Annotated in this window: 13 protein-coding genes; 6 read left to right on the top strand and 7 right to left on the bottom strand. The window is 55.9% G+C overall.

The genetic code is table 11. From position 1 onward, the window contains the following. Window positions 1–65: 65 nt before the first annotated feature. A complete protein-coding gene (locus RDN66_RS14190) occupies window positions 66–662 on the top strand; it encodes a YitT family protein (RefSeq protein WP_035895190.1) in 597 nt (198 codons plus the stop codon). A gap of 62 nt (window positions 663–724) precedes the next feature. Here RDN66_RS14190 and RDN66_RS14185 read toward each other — a convergent pair whose 3' ends face one another. Further along, the gene (locus RDN66_RS14185) at window positions 725–1,573 is read right to left on the bottom strand and encodes a nickel/cobalt efflux protein RcnA (RefSeq protein WP_202216321.1); all 849 of its coding nucleotides are present in this window, start codon (window positions 1,571–1,573) and stop codon (window positions 725–727) included. 134 nt (window positions 1,574–1,707) lie between these two features. Between RDN66_RS14185 and RDN66_RS14180 the strand changes: the two genes are divergently transcribed. Continuing rightward, the gene (locus RDN66_RS14180; protein ID WP_115074562.1) at window positions 1,708–1,980 is read left to right on the top strand and encodes a metal-sensing transcriptional repressor; all 273 of its coding nucleotides are present in this window, start codon (window positions 1,708–1,710) and stop codon (window positions 1,978–1,980) included. Here the strand turns inward: RDN66_RS14180 and RDN66_RS14175 are convergent. From RDN66_RS14175 to RDN66_RS14150, 6 genes are all read right to left on the bottom strand, one after another. Beyond that, a complete protein-coding gene (locus RDN66_RS14175) occupies window positions 1,973–3,538 on the bottom strand; it encodes an EAL domain-containing protein (protein WP_308537937.1) in 1,566 nt (521 codons plus the stop codon). The genes RDN66_RS14180 and RDN66_RS14175 overlap by 8 nt on opposite strands. A 95-nt stretch (window positions 3,539–3,633) precedes the next feature. Then, complete coding sequence (locus tag RDN66_RS14170; protein WP_167540398.1) at window positions 3,634–4,293, bottom strand: methionine ABC transporter permease; 660 nt, start codon at window positions 4,291–4,293, stop codon at window positions 3,634–3,636. Beyond that, the gene (locus RDN66_RS14165) at window positions 4,290–5,081 is read right to left on the bottom strand and encodes a methionine ABC transporter ATP-binding protein (RefSeq protein WP_202216320.1); all 792 of its coding nucleotides are present in this window, start codon (window positions 5,079–5,081) and stop codon (window positions 4,290–4,292) included. The genes RDN66_RS14170 and RDN66_RS14165 overlap by 4 nt, the downstream gene beginning before the upstream one ends. Beyond that, window positions 5,078–5,884: a MetQ/NlpA family ABC transporter substrate-binding protein gene (locus RDN66_RS14160; RefSeq protein WP_035891873.1), complete on the bottom strand. Its 807-nt coding sequence runs from the start codon at window positions 5,882–5,884 to the stop codon at window positions 5,078–5,080. The genes RDN66_RS14165 and RDN66_RS14160 overlap by 4 nt, the downstream gene beginning before the upstream one ends. A 25-nt stretch (window positions 5,885–5,909) precedes the next feature. Further along, window positions 5,910–6,941, bottom strand: a complete 1,032-nt coding sequence (locus tag RDN66_RS14155) for an isopenicillin N synthase family oxygenase (protein WP_308537936.1) — start codon at window positions 6,939–6,941, stop codon at window positions 5,910–5,912. A gap of 230 nt (window positions 6,942–7,171) precedes the next feature. Further along, complete coding sequence (locus RDN66_RS14150; protein ID WP_035891871.1) at window positions 7,172–8,281, bottom strand: ABC transporter ATP-binding protein; 1,110 nt, start codon at window positions 8,279–8,281, stop codon at window positions 7,172–7,174. 345 nt (window positions 8,282–8,626) lie between these two features. On the opposite strand from RDN66_RS14150, the gene RDN66_RS14145 reads away from it, so the two are divergent. The 4 genes from RDN66_RS14145 to RDN66_RS14130 are packed head-to-tail and all read left to right on the top strand — an operon-like array spanning window position 8,627 to window position 13,288. After that, window positions 8,627–9,859, top strand: coding sequence for an extracellular solute-binding protein (locus RDN66_RS14145; protein ID WP_202216319.1), 1,233 nt, complete (start codon window positions 8,627–8,629; stop codon window positions 9,857–9,859). Window positions 9,860–9,912: 53 nt separating this feature from the next. Beyond that, on the top strand, window positions 9,913–11,220 hold the full coding sequence (locus RDN66_RS14140) for a carbohydrate ABC transporter permease (protein ID WP_035891869.1): 1,308 nt from the start codon (window positions 9,913–9,915) through the stop codon (window positions 11,218–11,220). A gap of 9 nt (window positions 11,221–11,229) precedes the next feature. Then, window positions 11,230–12,081 (top strand): sugar ABC transporter permease, encoded by an 852-nt coding sequence (locus RDN66_RS14135; RefSeq protein WP_035891868.1) that lies wholly within the window; start codon window positions 11,230–11,232, stop codon window positions 12,079–12,081. Window positions 12,082–12,085: 4 nt separating this feature from the next. Continuing rightward, window positions 12,086–13,288, top strand: coding sequence for an arabinogalactan endo-beta-1,4-galactanase (locus tag RDN66_RS14130; protein WP_202216318.1), 1,203 nt, complete (start codon window positions 12,086–12,088; stop codon window positions 13,286–13,288). The last annotated feature ends 14 nt before the right edge of the window (window positions 13,289–13,302 follow it).

The raw sequence follows: 13,302 nt of genomic DNA, 5'->3' as shown, positions 1-13,302 counted from the left end.
TGGTCATTAATCATAATGCCATTTTTACCGATGATGGAAGCCTCTTTCGATAGGCCGAGGTGCCCATGCTACGCCGACTGATTCAGCTCTACTTTGGGTTAATGCTCTATGGAGTATCGACCGCCGTTTATGTCCGCGCCAATCTTGGCGCCGATCCGTGGAACGTTTTCCACCTCGGCGTTTCCGGGCTGACGTCTCTTGATATTGGCATCGTGATGATTCTGACCGGCGCCGCCGTTCTGCTGCTGTGGATTCCGCTGCGCCAGCGCCCGGGGCTTGGCACCATCAGCAACGTCATTGTGCTGGGGCTGGCGGCAGACGCCACGCTGTCTCTGATGCCGCCGTTGGAATCACTCTGGGTTCGCGGTGTGCTGCTGCTGCTGGCGGTGGTGCTGAACGGTATGGCGACCGGTATGTATATTGGCGCAGGCTTTGGCGCGGGGCCGCGTGATGGTCTGATGACCGGGATTCATGCCCGCACCGGATGGCCCATTCGCCGCATTCGCACGACGATTGAACTCTCCGTGTTGGTCATCGGCATGCTGCTGGGCGGGACGTTTGGCGTCGGGACCGTACTGTATGCACTGGCCATTGGCCCGCTTATTCAGCTCTTCTTGCCATGGTTCCAGACTCCCCGCGTGATGCAGCGTCAAATTGCTTGAGTTTGTCTGTATGATGTTTCTGCCGTGGTGCCCGGCGGCTACGCTGAGTACTATGCACGGCATCAGACCAGTGCGCTGATGCCGTGACCCATCATGTAAAGTCCCACCAGAATAATCAACGCGCCGGAGAACCACGGCGCCTTTCTCGATAGCTCCCCGAACCCGCTCCAGCGTTTACTCATATGCTTCAGACCGATGGCGGCAATGGCGCCGGAGGCCACCAGCGTGAGCGCCAGCCCGACGCTAAAACTTAGCACTAGCGTCGCGCCCAGCGCTACGTGTTTAAGCTGCAGGCAGATAAGCAGAATGGTAATGGATGCAGGGCAAGGGATGAGCCCGCCAGTGAGACCAAACAGCACAATCTGCCCGGTGGTGACTTCCTGGCCTTTGAAGCGGCGGTTGATCTCTTCGGCGTGTGCGCGCTGGTGGGCATCCTGCCAGTCTGCATCAACCAGATTGTGATGATCGTGGTCATGATGATGCTCATGACCGTGGTGATGATCGTGATCATGAGCGTGGTGATGATCGTGGCGGTGGTGCGCATGCTCGTGGTCATGATCGTGCGCCCCGCGTGATTCACGCCAGGTACGCCACAGCATCCACAGCGCGATAACAATAATGATTATCCCGGAAAGCAACTGGAACCACGGCTCTGCGGTTTGGGCGTCCCAGCTGCGGCCAAACCACATCCCGGCCATCGCAATGACCCAGACCACCACGGTATGCGACAGGGTAGCCGCCAACCCGAGCAGCACCGCCTGCTTCAGGGTGCCGCGGATCGCCACGATAAACGCCGCCATCATGGTTTTAGAATGGCCTGGCTCCAGGCCGTGCAGCGCCCCCAGCAGAATGGCACCGGGGATAAAGAACCAGGCATTGCCCTGTTGTAAGAGTGTGGTGAAGTCGTTCATCGCGGAAGATCCTTGTGAAAAGTGAAATGACTATACTCCCACCCAGTACTTTAATACTACCCCCTAGTATAAAAATACGCAGTCAGGGCCGTGCGTGGTATGCTTGCGCAGGAGTTAAGAACAGGATCCCGGCCATGTCACATACCGTTCGTCACAAGAAGATGTTATTGACGCGTCTGAAGAAAATTCAGGGGCAAAGCGTTGCGCTTGAGAAAATGCTCAACCGTGAGCACGAGTGCGCGGAGGTGTTACAGCAGCTGGCGGCGATTCGCGGCGCGGTAAACGGCATGATGCTGCAGGTGATTCAGGGGCATCTGACCGATCACGTGGTCAAAGAGCCCGAAGAGGTGCAGCGTGAAGCTGACCTCGAGGTGGTGATGCAGGTGATCAAATCCTATCTTAAGTAGCGTGCGCCCGCAGGTTGCTTTCCGCCCAGAGAATAAATTCCTCTTTCGGTAGGGCCTTGCTGTAAAGCCAGCCCTGCCCAAACTGCACGCCGTGCTCGCGCAGCCACTTCTCCTGGCAGGTGTTCTCAATCCCTTCCGCCACCACGTTAAGTTGTAAGGTTTTCGCCATCTCAATGATGTACGGCGTGACCTGGGCGTATTCGAGCGCCTCAACGAAGGATTTATCGAGTTTTAAGGTATCGACTTCAAGGTCCTGCAAATAGCGCAGGCTGGAGTAGCCGGTGCCAAAGTCGTCGATATAGATGGCGTGCCCGGCCTTGCGGTAGGCGGTTATCGCCGGGAGCGTCGTTTTGGGGTCGGCAAAGCCGCGCTCGGTGAGCTCAAGGGCAATTTGTTGCGGTTGGACATTCCAGACTCGCATCTGCTGATGTAGCAGCGTTTGCAAGACGACCGAGTGGAAATCGGCGACGGAGAGGCTGATGGAGACGTGCTGGTCGGGGTGCAGACTCAGCCATTTACCGAGGTCGCGGAACACTGACTTCGCGACGTTTTCCGTCAGATTGGTGATGATCCCGGTTTCTTCGGCAAGAGGGATAAAAATTTCCGGTGACAAATAGGTGCCGTCCGGTTGTTTCCAGCGCGCCAGTGCCTCACACCCAACCACTTTCCCCTCTTTTAGCGACACAATCGGTTGATAATAGACGGTGATGGCGGCATTGTTCAGTGCGTCGAGCATACGCTGACGTGGCGATTGCAGGCGGCGCAGCACCTGGACAATCAACCAGCTTGCCAGCAGGCTTATCAGTATACCAACCGGCAGCCACAGCATGAGCTGGTGGTGCAGGCGTTCTGACAGCGGCAGGGTGGAAGACCAGGTCATGATCGACAGCTGCAGGTCGGGAAACTCACGGACCGTATAAACGATATTGTTCTCGGTTAGCGTCTCCAGGTGCTGTAGCTGGATTTTCTGCCAGGCCTGCTGGTCCAGCGGCGCGCTGCTGGCGAGCACCCGGCTGTTGTGGGTGCTAATCAGCGCAACCTGGGTTTTGGAATTGCTAAACGGAATCACATCGATAAAAGAGACCGGGTCGATGATCACCATGTGGCGAGCGGAGGCAAAGGCTGCCATATAGCGGTGAATGCCGAGATCGTTTCGCTCGGTATACCAGGCGCGATAGCCCCCAGGCGTGATGCGGTCAGGTTGCGGGAAGGTAAACTGTGCGCCGCTGTTTTCAAGTGAAGAGCATTTAGCGGTTAGCCCGTCGAGGTACAGTACTTCCTGAATATAACGCCAGGAGTAAGAGAGGCGGCGCATTTCCTGCAAATGTTCGGGGCTACAGCCGGGGGCTTTCAGCTCATCCATCTGTTGCAGCGCCCCTTTGGCCTGGTCCATGACCTGCTCGGTACGCATAAGCACGCGCGAAGCATAGGTCTCCTGCTCATCGATAAACTGTCGATGCGCCTCGCGCTGGGCGAGCCAGATGCTCAGCAGAATAGGCAGGAGTATCGCCATAATCAGCACGCCGGTTATCAGACCGATCAGGTGTCGAGTTGTCACTGCCGGTCCTTTTCCGGGATCAAGTCGTGTAAGTATACCCGACATTTTCTACGCTTATTACGTGAAATCTCATGCCTTATCAGAATTAGCTCAAATTAGCGACGGTGCGCCAGCGCGCGAACTAATCTGTCGCCGCCCATCTGTACCCCCTGAACCATCAGCACCAGAATGAGCACGGTGCCCACCATGATTTGATCGTTAAAACGCTGATAGCCATAGCGAATTGCTAAATCGCCCAGCCCGCCGCCGCCAATAACGCCAGCCATGGAAGAGAAACCAATCAGCATGACAATGGTCAGCGTCGTGCCGGCCAGCAGTGCAGGCAGCGCTTCAGGCAACAGCGCTTTGCTCACCACGTGCCAGGCGTTGCCGCCCATCGACAGCACCGCTTCAATACGCCCGTAATCCACCTCATCCAGCGCGCTTTCGGTCAGCCGTGCAAAGAAGGGAAATGCCCCGATGGTAATGGGGACAATTGCCGCCGTGCTGCCAAGCGTAGTGCCGACCAGCAGACGGGTGAACGGGATAAGGGCAATCAGCAGTACGATGAACGGCAGCGAGCGGCCGGTGTTAATGATTGCGCCCAGCACCGCGTTCAGGCGCGGCATGGGGACAATGCCCTGACGCCGTGAGATAAACAGCAGTACGCCCAGCGGCAGCCCGATTAAGACGGTAAACAGCGTCGCGAATCCAACCATATAGAGGGTATCCAGCGTGCCGTCGACCAGCAGCGGCCATAAATCTTCCCAGCTCATGCGACTATGCATAGGTGTCTCCCATCAAGGCCGTGGCGAGCGAGAAAACGGCGTTCTTCATCGCCGTCGCCCAGCAAAATTTCCCGTAGACGTGACCAGGGTGAGGCCAGCAGGTCGGCGATTTTCCCGCTTTCCTGTAATTCTCCACCTTCCAGCAGCGCTGCGTGATCGCACAGATTTTTGACCACTTCAAGCTGATGGGTGATCAGCACGATAGTGAGCCCAAGCTGGCGGTTTATCGTCTCCAGCAGCGCCAGCACGCTGGCGGTGGTTTCGGCGTCCAGCGCGCTGGTGGCTTCATCGCACAGCAACACGTCGGGCTCTGCCGCCAGCGCGCGGGCAATACCCACGCGCTGCTTTTGTCCGCCGGAAAGCTGCGAAGGGAAGGCGTTGGCTTTATCGCCAAGCCCTACCAGCGCGAGCAGTTCCGTCACGCGCTGCTGGCGCTGCGCCTTTGGCATACCGGCGATTTCCAGCGGTACGGCGACGTTGTCGGCAACGCTTCTGGCGTGTAGCAGATTGAAGTGCTGAAAAATCATGCCGGTGCGCAGACGATGGGCGCGAAGCCGCGCTTTATCGTACTGCACGATATTTTCCCCGTTGAACAGAATGCGGCCCGCGCTGGGCCGCTCCAGTAGGTTCAAACAACGAATCAGGGTGCTTTTACCCGCGCCGCTCCGTCCAAGAATGCCGTAAATGGCCCCCTTGGGGACGGTAAACGAAACGTCGTTGAGTGCCGGGTGGCCGCTTCCGGCATACTGCTTGCTCAGCCCTTCAATGACGATCATGACTGCGGTGCGCTAACCGGGATCACCGAGCCGTTGTAGTGCTGGCGAATAAACTCGGCCACCTGCGGTGAAGTCAGATCTTTGGCGAGCTGTTTGATACGCGGATCGTTTGCCAGCTGCGGAGTGGTGACCAGAATATTGGCGTAGGGGTTATGTGTGGCACTCTCCAGCCCCAGCGAGTCTTTGGCCGGGTTCAGCCCCGCTTCCAGCGCGTAGTTGCCGTTGATCACCGCCAGGTCGACGTCGTCCAGCGAACGCGGGATCTGCGGCGATTCCACCTCAAGGATCTTCAGCTTATGCGGGTTTTCCACAATGTCTTTCGGTGTCGCGAGAGTGGTTGCCGGGTCGGTAAATTTCGCATCGAGCTTAATCAACCCTTTGCTTTGCAACAGGAACAGCGCGCGGCTCAGGTTGGTGGTGTTATTCGGGACCGCGACGGTTGCGCCTTCTGGCAGCGATTGCAGATCTTTATGTTTGTGCGAATAGATCCCCAGCGGTTCGATGTGCACCGTGGCGGCAACGGCAAACGTTTTGCCCAGCGCTTTTTCCTGATCTTTCAGATACGGCACGTGCTGGAAGTAGTTGGCATCCACGTCGCCGTTGGCCAGCAGTTCGTTGGCGTTAACGCCGCTGGTCAGTTCGACAATTTTCAGATCCAGTTTCGGGTCCTGCTTTTTAATAAAGTTGAGGATCTCCGCGTGCGGCACCGGGTCAGCGGCGATACGCAGCGGCGCGGCGGATGCGCTCCAGGCCAGAGAAAGAGACAGTGCTACCCCTGCCAGTTTGAATGCGGCATGTTTCATGGTGTGTTCCTTATTTTAATGGTTATCAGGAAATCAGCTGTTCACTGCGTGCGCGCAGTACGTCACGGTAATAGCGCTCCGCCACGTCCGGGTGGGAGCGCAGGCGGCCTTTCAGGTAGTTCCAACCCACATCTCGCAGCAGCGGATTCTGCGGATCGCTTTGTGGGCCGTTGGCTTCTCGTGCCAGCGGTTCGGGCAGGGAATAAACCGGCACCACGGCGTCCAGCTGCGCCCCTAAGAAGAAGGCGATGGAGAGGCGCTGCTGGTTCGCGGGCGGTGAGATCACGCGGTGAACGGTGGCGCGCAGATAGCCGTTAGTTGCCAGTTCCAGCAGTTCACCGATGTTCACCACAAAGCTGCCTGGCAGTGGTTTGGCGTCAATCCAGTGGCCGTCGCTGACTTCTACCTGTAGCCCTTTCTGCTCATCTTGCAGCAGGAAACTCAGGAAGCCGGAATCTTTATGCGCACCAACGCCCTGGGTGCTGCTTTGCGTCTCCTGCTGGCCGGGATAACGGATCAGCTTGATATGTTCGTTGGGCTTCTCACCGTACAGGGTGTCAAACGCCTCGGGGGGCAATTCGAGCGCCTCAGCAAAGGCGCGCAGCAGCGTCATCGCCATCTCGGTCATCGCCCGTTGCCATTGCAACAGCACCGGACGCAGGGTGGGAAGCGCCTCAGGCCAGAGATTGGGCCCCTGAAGCTGAAGCCAGCGCGGGTCGTGCTCGCGCAGTGAGACGGCCTGACGTTCGGCACCGATATCAAACTGTTCCCGCCAGTCCGGCTGGCCGCGCGTTAGCTCTGCCGCGCTGCGGTTGTAGCCGCGAAAGTGCGGAGAATGAATCATCGCCACCTGCTGTTTTTGTTCGTCGGACAGGGCGAAAAAGCGGCGCGATTCCGACTGCAGCGACTGCTGCAAGGCATCGTTGATACCGTGATCGGTGAGATAGAAAAAGCCGACGTCGCGGGCGGCGTGGCGAAGTTGCAGCAGAAACTCAGCGCGCTCAGACGTCTGGTGGTAGTGCGCCAGGCTGAGGATGGGCAGGGTGGTCAGACTCATTGAATACTCCGTTTTGCAGATAAATGCCGTAATGTTCAGGTGGTGCAAATGCGGGATGACAACAACAGCGCTGCATGGGATATCTCCGTCGGGTTGATAACAACAGACTGCCTGATGGCGGAGGGGTCGACCAATAACGTTATTTTCTAATTTATGACGAAGTGGGGGTCTGAGCTTTTGCGAAAATTAGCTAAAGCGCACGGCGTAAGGCCGTGCGTGGAAGGCGGGGATTAATGCTGATTAGGCGCGGCAATATCGGCGCTGATGCGCAGGCCATCTTCATCGAAGACCATGCAGTGCTGGTTATCGAAGGCGAGGTCAATTTGCTGCCACGGGCGGAAGTGGACATCGCCCGGCAGCAGGATTTTGACGTTGTCGTGGCCGTAGCATTGTCCGAACAGATAGGTGTTGTTGCCAAGGCGCTCAACCACTTCACAGTTAAAGGCCAGTACCGTCCCGCGGCTGGTGTCGGTTGAGAGATGCTCCGGGCGAATGCCCAGCGTGACGGTGGCACCTGGCGTGAGCGGGGCGGTCTCTATCGCCAGCGTCAGCGTATGCTGTTGGGCGAGGTTTACGGTCAGCGAGCCTGGCTGCCAGTCGGCAACGGTAGCGGGCAGGAAGTTCATCTTCGGTGAGCCGATAAACCCGGCGACGAACTTGTTGATCGGGTTGTAGTAAAGGTCCATCGGTGAGCCCATCTGCTCGACCTTGCCGTAGTTCATCACCACGATTTTATCGGCCAGCGTCATCGCTTCGACCTGATCGTGGGTGACATAAACCATGGTGGTTTTCAGCTCCTGGTGCAGGCGCGCAATGTGCAGACGCATGTCCACGCGCAGTTCGGCATCGAGGTTTGACAGCGGTTCATCAAACATAAAGACGCGTGGGTTACGCACGATGGCACGACCAATAGCCACTCGCTGGCGCTGGCCGCCGGAAAGTTGCTTAGGTTTGCGGTCCAACAGGTGCGAAAGCTGCAGCGTTTTGGCGACCATTTCAACCTGACGACGAATATCGTCTTTCGGTACTTTGTTCACCTTCAGACCATAGCCCATGTTCTCGGCAACGGTCATGTGTGGGTAGAGCGCGTAAGACTGGAACACCATCGCCACGCCGCGATGGGACGGCGCGACATCGTTCATAACTTCGTCGCCAATCAGCACTTCGCCGTCGCTGACCTCCTCCAGCCCGGCAATCATGCGCAGCAGCGTTGATTTACCGCAGCCGGACGGGCCGACAAATACGGCAAATTCGCCGTCTTCAATATCGAGATTGACATTATGCAGCGTGACGGTGCTGCCAAAGCGTTTCGTGACATTCCTCAGTCGGATATTAGACATCGACGTTCCCCGAAGTTATTAACCTTGCCTGCCGTTGGATGAGGGCCGCTGAATGTCATTTGTGTACTACGTATGACAATTTAGCTAAACGGTGCTCAACAGCGTGAAAATCATGGCACGACTATAACTTCGGCTATTTACGCGCCCTATATCGATGTTTCATTTCTGCAATCACGATCACACAACTCGCAGTTGTCAGTGGTTTTATCATCACTCAAAGCGTAGCGTATAACAAATCACAGGCAGACGAGTAACTCGGTGCTAAACAAGCATTATAAGCGTCACAGTGTGCTGTACCCTGTAGTTTAAAACGATAAATTGTTACACCTTCACATGAGGTTGATAATGAAAAAGAACACCATTGCCGCACTAATCCTTACCACTCTGGCCGCGGGGCAGTTGATTAGCCTGCAGGCTCATGCGGCTACGCAGCTTAACGTCTGGGAAGACATAAAGAAATCCGCCGGAATTAAGGATGCCATCGCTGATTTCGAAAAACAGTATGACGTTAAGGTCAACGTGCAGGAGATGCCCTACGCGCAGCAGCTAGAAAAACTGCGCCTTGATGGCCCGGCAGGGATTGGCCCAGATGTGCTGGTTATTCCCAACGATCAGCTCGGTGGCGCGGTGGTTCAGGGGCTGCTGTCGCCGCTGAAGCTTGACCAGAAGCAGATTGATGAGTTTACCCCCGCGTCGATTAACGCTTTTCGTATGGATAACGCTCTGTATGGCGTGCCGAAAGCGGTCGAAACGCTGGTGCTGATTTACAACAAAGATTTAATCGACAAGCCGCTGGCAAGCCTCCCGGAATGGTACGACTACTCGAAGAAACAGCGTGCGCAAAACAAATACGGCCTGCTCGCCAAGTTCGACCAGATTTACTACAGCTGGGGCGCGATTGGCCCGATGGGCGGCTATATCTTTGGCGATAACGGCAAAGGCGGCTACAACGCGCAGGATGTCGGTCTGAACAAGCCTGGTGCCGTTGAAGCGGTCACTTACCTGAAAAAATTCTATGCCGACGGCGTGTTCCCAGCGGGGATTATTGGCGACAACGGCCTGAACGCCATCGATTCGCTGTTCACTGAGAAGAAAGCGGCGGCGGTTATCAACGGGCCGTGGGCTTTCCAGCCGTATGAAGCTGCGGGCATCAACTATGGTGTGGCACCGCTGCCAAACCTGCCGGACGGTAAACCGATGAGCTCCTTCCTTGGCGTGAAGGGCTACGTGGTGTCGACCTGGAGTAAAGATAAGGAGATGGCGCAGAAGTTCATTTCGTTTATCAACCAGCCGCAGTACGTGAAAACACGCTATATCGCAACGCGTGAGATCCCGCCGCAGAAGGCGATGATTGACGATCCGATTATCAAGAATGATGAGAAAGCCAGCGCCGTTGCGGTGCAGGCGGCGCGCGCTACGGCAATGCCGGGTATTCCGGAAATGGGTGAAGTGTGGGGGCCGGCTAACGCGGCGCTCGAGCTGAGCCTCACTGGTAAGCAAGAGCCGAAAGCGGCGCTCGATAACGCCGAAAGACAGGTCAAGATGCAGATCGAAGCCATGCAGGCGAGTAACCAGTAAGCACTGACGTCACGGACGGGAGGGGGACCTCCCGTTTTCAGAAGGAGCCGTGTGTGATTATCAATCCCAGCGAAAATTTAAACAGAGCACAGGGGGCCGGACGCCATGCGTGGTGCGGCCTGCTGTTGGCCATTGTGCCTGGCTTTGGCCAGTTCTATCACCGCCAGTGGCTGAAGGGACTTATCTTCCTGGTGCTGCTCAGCAGCTTTATGGGCGTGTTTTATGACTTCCTGCGCGAAGGGCTGTGGGGGCTATACACGCTGGGAGAAGAGGTCCCGCGCGATAACTCTATTTTCCTGTTAGCGGAAGGGATTATCAGCGTGCTGATTGTCGCCTTTGGCGCTACCGTTTATTACCTTTCCCTTCGCGATGCGTGGGTGAACGGTAAGAAGCGTGATGACGGCCAGCAACTGAACAGCGTGCGCAAGCAGTACCAGATGCTGCTGAGCGATGGCTTCCCCTATTTAATGATCACCCCAGGCTTCATCCTGCTGGTGTTCGTGGTGATTTTCCCAATCCTGTTTGGTTTCGCCATCGCTTTCACCAACTACAACCTTTACCACACGCCGCCTGCGAAGCTGGTGGATTGGGTAGGGCTTAAGAACTTCGTTAATATTTTCACGCTGTCCATCTGGCGCTCGACCTTCTTCGACGTGCTGCAGTGGACGGTGGTCTGGACGCTGCTGGCCACCACGCTGCAATGTACCGTAGGCGTACTGTTGGCAATTCTGGTCAACCAGAAGGATCTGCGCTTTAAGCCGCTTATCCGTACCATCTTTATTCTGCCGTGGGCGGTGCCGGGCTTTGTCACCATTCTGGTGTTCGCCGGGATGTTTAACGACTCTTTCGGCGTGATTAACAACGCGATTCTGTCGTTCTTCGGCATCAGCCCAAAAGCGTGGATGACCGACCCGTTCTGGACCAAGACTGCGCTGATTATGATGCAGACCTGGCTTGGCTTCCCGTTTGTGTTCGCGATGACCACTGGGGTATTGCAGGCGATTCCTGACGATCTCTACGAGGCGGCGACGATGGACGGCGCCAGCACTACCACCAAACTGCGGACGATCACGCTGCCGCTGGTGCTCTACTCGATTGCGCCAATCATCATCACGCAATACACCTTCAACTTTAACAACTTCAACATCATCTACCTGTTTAACAACGGTGGGCCGGCGGTGGCCGGGTCGAACGCAGGCGGTACGGATATTCTGGTGTCGTGGATCTATAAGCTGACCATGTCCTCTTCCCAGTATGCCATTGCGGCAACCATTACCATCCTGCTGTCGATTTTTGTCGTCGGTCTGGCGTTGTGGCAGTTCCGCGCCACGAAATCCTTCAAAAATGACGACATGGCGTAAGGGAATCACATGGCTAAATCACAAAGTATTAAACGTGAAAAATGGGTGCGACTGTCGCTCTCCTGGCTGGTTATCGTGCTGGTTTCCACCATCATTATTTACCCGCTGATCTGGACTATTGGCGCGTCGCTCAACGCCGGGAACAGCCTGTTGAGCACCTCTATTATTCCGGAGAACCTGTCGTTCCAGCACTACGCCGACCTGTTTAACGGCCAGGTGAACTACATGACCTGGTACTGGAACTCGATGAAAATCAGTTTCCTGACCATGGTGCTGACGCTAATTAGCGTCAGCTTCACCGCCTATGCGTTCTCGCGCTTTCGCTTTAAAGGGCGACAGAACGGGCTAATGCTGTTTTTACTGCTGCAGATGATCCCGCAGTTCTCCGCGCTGATTGCCATTTTCGTGCTCTCTCAGCTGCTGGGGCTGATTAACAGCCACTTCGCGCTGGTGCTGATCTACGTGGCGGGGATGATCCCGATGAATACCTATCTGATGAAGGGCTATCTCGATGCGATCCCCAAAGATCTTGATGAGTCCGCGCGTATGGACGGAGCGAGCAACTTCCGCATTTTCATCGAGATAATCATGCCGCTGTCGAAGCCGATTGTGGCGGTGGTGGCGCTGTTCTCCTTCACCGGCCCGCTGGGGGATTTCATTCTCTCCAGCACCATCCTGCGTACGCCGGATAAATACACGCTGCCTATCGGGTTGTACAACCTGGTGGCGCAAAAAATGGGCGCCAGTTACACCACCTACGCGGCAGGAGCCGTATTGATTGCCGTACCGGTGGCGATTCTCTATCTGGCATTACAGAAATACTTCGTGTCCGGCCTGACCTCCGGCAGCACCAAAGGATAACCACATGAAAAGATTTGCACCCGCTCTGCTTGCTGTTTGTCTCTCCTGTAGTTTTTCCGCCTCTTCACTGGCGGCCGAGACGCTGCAAACAAAGCCGTTTAACGCCATGCCGGCGGACTTTATTAAAGGCGCGGATATTTCGACCCTGCTGGATGCCGAGAAGCACGGCGCCCGTTTCTACAACGAACAAAATCAGCCGCAGGACGCGCTGGCCATTCTTAAAGCCAACGGCGTGAACTACGTTCGTCTGCGCCTGTGGGTTGACCCGAAAGATGCCGACGGCAAAGCGTACGGCGGCGGCGATAACGATCTCGCCAGTACGCTGGCGCTGGCGAAGCGAGCAAAAGCGCAGGGTATGAAGCTGCTGCTGGACTTCCACTACAGCGATTTCTGGACTGATCCGGGCAAGCAGTACAAACCCAAAGCCTGGGAAAAGATGGACTACCCACAGCTGAAAACCGAGATTCATGACTATACCCGTGACACCATCGCTCGCTTCAAGCAAGAGGGCGTGCTGCCGGACATGGTGCAGATTGGCAACGAAATTAACGGCGGCATTCTCTGGCCTGAAGGCAAAAGCTGGGGGCAGGGCGGCGGCGAGTTTGACCGTTTAGCAGGCCTGTTGAACGCAGCGATTTCCGGGCTGAAAGAGAATCTGAAGGGCGGCGAGCAGGTCAAAATCATGCTCCACCTGGCTGAAGGCACTAAAAACGACACTTTCCGCTGGTGGTTTGATGAGATCAGCAAGCGCAACGTGCCGTATGACGTGATTGGTCTGTCGATGTATACCTACTGGAACGGCCCTATTAGCGCGCTGAAGGCCAACATGGATGACATCAGCAAACGCTACAACAAAGATGTCATCGTGGTCGAAGCCGCCTATGGCTACACCCTGGAGAACTGCGATAACGCAGAAAACAGCTTCCAGGCGAAAGAGGAGAAAGACGGCGGTTATCCGGGCACGGTTCAGGGGCAATATAACTATATTCATGACTTAATGCAGGCCGTTATTGATGTTCCCAATCATCGAGGCAAAGGCATTTTCTATTGGGAGCCAACCTGGATTGCCGTTACGGGAAATACCTGGGCTACGAAAGCGGGCATGAAATATATCCATGATGAATGGAAAGAAGGTAATGCACGCGAAAACCAGGCGCTATTTGACTGCAAAGGGAAAGTCTTGCCGTCGGTAAAAGTATTTAATTAATTTGAACACTCTTT

This window comes from uncultured Kluyvera sp., from assembly GCF_902485085.1.
Taxonomy (GTDB): Bacteria; Pseudomonadota; Gammaproteobacteria; order Enterobacterales; family Enterobacteriaceae; genus Kluyvera; species Kluyvera ascorbata.
Note: the sequence above shows the minus strand (reverse complement) of the source record. Positions and strands in the feature narration are given on the sequence as shown.